The organism is Streptomyces sp. NPDC051172 (assembly GCF_040682555.1).
GTDB lineage: Bacteria > Actinomycetota > Actinomycetes > Streptomycetales > Streptomycetaceae > Streptomyces.
The window spans coordinates 1-6,198 of record NZ_JBFBBE010000234.1 but is presented as its reverse complement, the minus strand read 5'-3'; the positions used below and the strand labels follow the sequence as shown (position 1 = coordinate 6,198).

The window sequence follows — 6,198 nt, the reverse complement described above, 5'->3', positions numbered from 1 at the left end:
ACGACCTCAACCCCCTGACCGTGCTCCGCGACCTCTTCGCCGGAAACCCCTGGCTGCCACCCGCTCACGCGTAATCAACGACCTGAGCAGTCACCCCCGATCGACCACGTCACCGCCGCCGAATGGGCCGCGCTCCAGCAGGAACTCGACGCCGAAGAAGCCACGCAGCAACTGGAAGAGGGCGTAACCGACGGGTGCTCTCCTTGGACCTGCCGAGGCGAAATCGCAGCCACACAGGGCGACTTCGGGCTGGCCACATGATAGTGCTCGATCTATTTTCGGGGCCCGGCGGCTGGAGCCACGCACTAGCCATGCTCGGCGTGCGGGACATCGGCCTGGAATGGGACGAGTGGGCCTGCAAGACCCGTGCCGCGCAAGGGCAGTTGACGATCCGGACCGACGTGGCGATGTACCCGGTAGGGCCGTTTCTCGGGAAGACCACCGGGCTCATCGCCAGCCCGCCCTGCCAGGCGTGGTCGATGGCCGGCAAGCGCCTCGGCCTCCTCGACCAGCCGCTCGTCCACCAGGCCGTCGCCGACCTCGCCGCCGGCCACGACACCCGCGAAGCGCTGCTGACGGCCTGCCGGGACGAGCGGTCGCTGCTCGCTGCCGAGCCCATGCGCTACCTGCACGCCCTGAACTCCGTCGGCCAGCCCGAGTGGGTGGCGATGGAAGAGGTGCCCGACGTCCTACCCCTGTGGCGGCAGTACGCGGCTGTCCTGCGCGCCTGGGGATTCTCGGTGTGGACCGGTGTCCTCAACGCGGCCGATTACGGCGTTCCGCAAACACGGCGGCGGGCGATCCTGCTCGCCTCCCGTGTACGCACCGCCGAGCCCCCGCCGCCCACACACGCCCAACATGCCGAGCCGGAGAGCCTGTTCGGGCCGGGCCGCGCCCGTTGGGTGTCCATGGCCGAGGCCCTCGGCTGGGGCGCCACCGACCGGCCCGTGCCCACCGTGTGTGCCGGCGGTGGGCCAGGTGGCGGCCCCGAGCCCTTCCCTTCTGGCTCCCGCAAGACCCTCTCCGACGCCCGCGCCCGCGGCACCTGGTCGCCGCGTAGCGACACCGACGTCGTCACTGCCTTCCGCCGCGAAACCTCCGGCGAGGCCGCGGGTCACGGCACCCGCGAGGACCGATCGTCCGAGGATGCGGCCCCCGCGTTCACCCCTGATGCCCGCCGCTGGGCGTGGTCGCTGCGCAGCAACAACCAGGCCAACGCCACCGTCCGACCGTTGTCCGAGCCTGCCGGAACTCTGTTCTTCGGTCACCGGGCCAACGAGTGCACCTGGGTCGCCGACACCACCGCCAGCAGTGTGGAGGACGAGGAGCAGCCCGTGCCGGATCCGATCAGGATCACCGCCCGCGAAGCGGGCATCCTGCAGAGTTTTCCCGCCGACTACCCCTGGCAGGGCAACAAGGGCCAGCAGTTCTCCCAGATCGGCAACGCCGTGCCTCCGCGTCTGGCAGCCCACCTGCTCGCCCCGCACCTCAACCAGCCTGTCAATCCTGATGACTTCACTCTCGCCGCCTGATGCCCGACACCCCTGACACCACCGAGGACTATGACGATCTGGACCGCGTGCGGGCCCCCAAGCCGGTGTACTACGCCGAACAGGCCCTCCTCGGCGCCCTCCTCCTCGAACCCCGGCGCCTGGCCGACACCGGAACCCTGACCGCTGGCCACTTCGACAACCACAGCCACGCCACCCTCTTCACCGCGATCCGCGCCCTCCCGGCGCCCGACCCCGCCGCCCACGCAAAGGACACCGCCTGGCTCAACAAGGTGCTGGAGCACGCCCGGCCCCACGCCCGCGGCCTGAGTGCCTCCTACATCCACGGCCTCATCCAGTTCTGCCCGCAGCCCAAGCACGCCGCCGCGTACGCCCGGATGATCCGCGCCGACTACGCCCGCCGCACCCTGCGCCTGCACGCCGAACGCCTCGCCCACACCGCCACCGACGCCACCGGGCCGGACCCCGCCGCCGCGACCCTCGTCCAGGCCGACGCCCTCGCCCGCGTCCTGGACGACCTCGCCGGCCAGTTCGCCCCGCACCCCGGCTCCCTCCCCCGCACACAAGCCGCCACCACCGTCGCACGACACGGCAGCGCCGAAGACCTCGACGAGGAACGCCTCCTGCTCGCCACGGCCACCGCTTACCCGGCCGAGGTCCAGCAGATGCGGTGGCTGGCGGCGGAGGACTTCATCTCGCCACTGCACGCCGCGTTGTGGCAATGTGTGACGGCGCTGGTCCACCGCGGCGACATGGTCGACCCCGTCACCGTCCTTGGCGAGGCCCAGATCCGCGGACTGATCACCCACGCCCTCACCTCCCGCGACCTGATGGCCCTGGTGTCCACGCCCGCGGGCTCCCCCGAATACTGGGGCGAGAACATCCTTCGGCGTGCTCTCCTCGCCCGCGCCCACACAGTCGCGACACGGATCACCGCCTACACCGACGACCTCGCCAACACCCCCCACCAGCTCATCACCGGCAGCCGCCGCGCCCTGGCCGACCTGAACACCCTGCGCACCCGCTGGCGCCACGCCACCTCCCCGGTGCCGGCGACCAGACCCGCGCGCGCCAGTGCCACGGCCGCGCCCCGGGCCGGCCCGCCGCCGGCCACGGCCCCGCCCGCCGCACGCCTGTCCCGCTGACCCCGAACCCGCCGGTGACCTGACCTCCCCACTCCGGCCACCGGCACGAGAGAGCACCCCACTTTTCGTGACGCCGCCCTCCACCGACGCGCACGTCCGCCTCGATGCCCACCCCACCCACACAAGCGCCGTGACCGCCATCCTCACCGGCACCCGGCAGGACCTGGCCCGCCCCGTGCTGACCGCGCACGGCTTCGAAACCCTCGACGACCACACCCTGGTCCTGGCCCGCATCGACCGCGAGGAACCGCACTGGGCCGAGACGGCCGCCCGGGCCCTGGCCGCCCAGGGCATCACCACGCAGATCACCGACCGGCTCCGCGAAGCCATCGACGAGGAATGGACCTGGGCCAGCCACCCCACGCCCTGGTGCACCCGCCAGGAAATCCGTGAAATCTCCAACAACGCCCAGAAGATCTACGACGACATCCGCCACGGGCGGCTCCTCATCCACGCCCACGCCGAGGACGGCCACACCACCGTCGCCATCGGCACCTACCTCGACAGCGGCAAGAGCGTCTACCTCCACGGCGAAGACCGCCTGCGGCAGATCGCCGACAGTTTCGACTCGCCCGCCCAGGCGCTGACGGCCTTCGAACGCCTCCACGCCGACACCATGCGTCCCGGCCCCGCACCGCTGACCGACACCGAACGCGAAGCCGCCCAGGCCCGCACCTCCCTCGGCACACCGCCCGTCGAGCCCGAACCACCCAACCCCGAACCGGAGATCATGCCCGCCCACGCCGCCGACCCCGGCAACCACGAAGCCGCCCTCAACACTTTCCTCACCGACAACGGCGACTGGGAGCGCTACAACACCTGGGACGACAACACCACCGTCGCCACCCACGAATCGCTCACCCTACGCATCCTCTTCGACCACGAAGCCCACGCCCGGGACGCGCAGTGGACCATCGCCGCCTACGAGAGTCCGGTCAGCGACCGCATGTGGCACATGACCATCACGCCCGCCACCCCCCAACCCATCCTGGACACCCTGCTCACCGCCCTCAGCCACGGAGATGCCTGGGAGACCGCGCTCGGAACCCCCCTCACCGACAAGACCGTCGCCCAGGCCACCCGCCCCCTCGCCGACGCAGGCTGGACACCCACCCTGGACGGACACCGCCGGTGCTGGCAAACCCAGGCAAGCGACGTGGGCGTGCAGTTCGACGCCTTCGCCGCCAACACGCCCCACCAGCCCCTCGACACCTGGACCATCTGGTCCGGCCCCAGCATCAACCAGCCCACATGGGCCATCCGCGCCTCCGTCTACACCCCGGCCGGCCTCCTCGCCGACCTCGCCGAAGAACTCGCATACGGCACCGGCACCCGCCGCCACCAAAGTCCCGGCACGCTCCAGCAACCGCCCCAGCCCACCACAGTGCGCCTCGCCACCGTGCCACCCGGCCCGCAACTCCAGGCCGGCCAGCCGCGCTGACCGGCGAACACCGCCATGGCCAAGGCGGGCGCGGGGACGCCTCGGAGCCACCCGCACCGTGCCGTCCATCTGCGCCTCCGCACAGGCTTGCGCTGCACTGAACGCCGGTGCCCGGCCCCGCCCCGCCAGCCCGGAGGGCTGGAAGGCTCCTGGATTCCCTCTTCAGCGCACTCTCGCCAGAGCCCCTGGCCCATAGGGTCGAACCAGCGGCCGTGCACAGCAAAGGGAGCCTCAATGAAGCGCGAGCGGGCAACGGAACTGCTTCACGAGATGCTCGACAGGCTCGAGGAAGGCGCCCGCCCCCTCGACCTCGTGGACGAGGTCTACATCTTCGGTTCGTACGCCCGAGGCGCACTTGAGCCGGGAGACCTCGATGTGGCGGTGGTCCACCACACCGACACCGCGTTCACCGAAGATGTCGTCGGCGCCATCATCTACGGCCGGGACCCCATGGCGGACATGAGAGGACGTTCCGGTTGAAAACCGGATAGTTCATGGATTGTGCCAGGTTATGGGTGTTTCGCCGGTTGCTCGTTTCGCGAGGTTCGAGATCATTGCGATGCGGATCATGCTCTCGGAGTGTGCGGGTTTGGTCTCGTAGTCGCGGGCGAGGCGGCGGTGCATCATGATCCATCCGAAACTTCGCTCCACGACCCAACGCCTGGGGATCACGGAGAAGCCTTTGACCTGCTCGTTTCGCGGGACTACGTCGACGTCGATGCCGAGGGTGGCGCCGTGCTCGATGGCCTGGATCTTGTAGCCGGTGTCGACCCATGCCTTGGTGATCGCGGGGTGGTCGGTGGCGAGCCGGGTGAGGAGTTGCTTGCCGGCCTCGTTGTCGGAGACGCTGGCGGCGGTCACGATGACCAGCAGTAACAGGCCGAGGGTGTCGACGACAATGCTGCGTTTCCGACGATCTTCTTGCCGGCGTCGGTTCCCTGGGTGCCGATGGGCACGCTGGTGGCGGTCTTGACGCTCTGCGCATCGATCACGCAGGCGGTGGGCTCGGCAGTGCGTCCCGCCTGCTCACGGACCATCCGGTGCAGGTGGAGCCCGAGTTTCTCGATGGTGCCGTCGGCGGTCCAGGCGCTGAAGTAGCCGAACACCGTGGTGTGCGGCGGGAAGTCGTGGGGCAGGTAGCGCCAGGGGACGCCGGTCCGGTTGAGAAAGAGGATCGCGTTCATGACTTCCCGCAGGTCAGTGACCTTGCCGCCGAGGTTGAGCGAGGTCTTCTGGCGCTCGGCCCGCCAGGCCGTCAAGGTCGGCTCCATCAATGCCCAGCGGGCATCGGAGAGATCACTCAAGTACGGCAGGCGCTGCTGCGAAGAGGTCATAGGGATACTCATGCACGACGTCCCTACCCGGGCATATCGCTCGATCGAGCGAGGCAAAAGCCGTCTTCCGCCGGGTATTCGAACCGGACAGGAGCTATCGGCCTGAATCAGTACGAAAAGCGAGATCACCCCCGGCGCGACCACGGTCCCATACCACCCGTTTCGCCTGTATGCCGCAATCCCGGCAGCCTTGAACCGTCCCGAACCAACGCATATACGACGCGAACGTCCTCTCACAGGCGCCCGACCACTGCACGCCTTGCCCCCACCGATCACCGATTCGGAGCAGCTCACCCACCTCGACATACGCCGACGTGACCACCTCGGCGGCACCCTCCACGAGTACTGGCATACGTCCTGAACTGCACGGACGGAGTTCTCGGCAGGGACAGCGCCTGGCGCAAACCGCCCCCTCCACGCTGGACCAGCCCGCCACCGCGCCTGGCCTGCGTGTCAACGGCCATTTCGTTCGCTTGTCATGACCGCCGTCACCCGCGGCCATGTACGGGGACGGACATGTCGGCTTGCTGATCGTTCATTCGGCGGCGCCTCGTCCAGGTGATCTTTGTGTCGCCTGCATCCCACATGGGCTGTGTGCGGCTATGACGATCAAGGCTCCATTTCGTGGCCTTGTCCCTGACCTGCCTGCACCGGGAGAGCGGATGTCCATCCCAACACCGTTGCGTTTGAGTCTTGAGCCGCAGGTCAAGCCCGGGTGAATGACGCAACGGGACGTCCTGATAGATCAACTTGTTGTCGAGGCAAGG

4 protein-coding genes and 1 pseudogene are annotated in these 6,198 nt (G+C 69.1%); 4 read left to right on the top strand and 1 reads right to left on the bottom strand.

Annotated features, from left to right (window positions below; translation table 11 throughout):
- Positions 1 to 257: 257 nt before the first annotated feature.
- The 4 genes from AB0N07_RS49420 to AB0N07_RS49405 all read left to right on the top strand — a co-directional run bounded on the left by AB0N07_RS49420 (position 258) and on the right by AB0N07_RS49405 (position 4,577).
- Complete coding sequence (locus tag AB0N07_RS49420) at positions 258 to 1,532, top strand: DNA cytosine methyltransferase (protein ID WP_365847348.1); 1,275 nt, start codon at positions 258 to 260, stop codon at positions 1,530 to 1,532.
- Entirely contained in the window at positions 1,532 to 2,656 is a 1,125-nt protein-coding gene (locus AB0N07_RS49415) for a DnaB-like helicase N-terminal domain-containing protein (protein WP_365847347.1), read from the top strand. Before AB0N07_RS49420 ends, AB0N07_RS49415 begins: the two co-directional genes overlap by 1 nt.
- Before the next feature lie 67 nt (positions 2,657 to 2,723).
- Positions 2,724 to 4,097 carry a DUF317 domain-containing protein gene (locus tag AB0N07_RS49410; protein WP_365847345.1) on the top strand — a complete coding sequence of 458 codons (1,374 nt, stop codon included), beginning with the start codon at positions 2,724 to 2,726 and terminating at the stop codon, positions 4,095 to 4,097.
- A 234-nt stretch (positions 4,098 to 4,331) separates the two neighbouring features.
- Positions 4,332 to 4,577, top strand: a complete 246-nt coding sequence (locus AB0N07_RS49405; RefSeq protein WP_365847343.1) for a nucleotidyltransferase domain-containing protein — start codon at positions 4,332 to 4,334, stop codon at positions 4,575 to 4,577.
- A gap of 12 nt (positions 4,578 to 4,589) precedes the next feature.
- On the opposite strand, the pseudogene AB0N07_RS49400 reads toward AB0N07_RS49405, so the two are convergent.
- Positions 4,590 to 5,431 (bottom strand): annotated as a pseudogene (locus AB0N07_RS49400) (IS5 family transposase).
- Positions 5,432 to 6,198 lie beyond the last annotated feature (767 nt).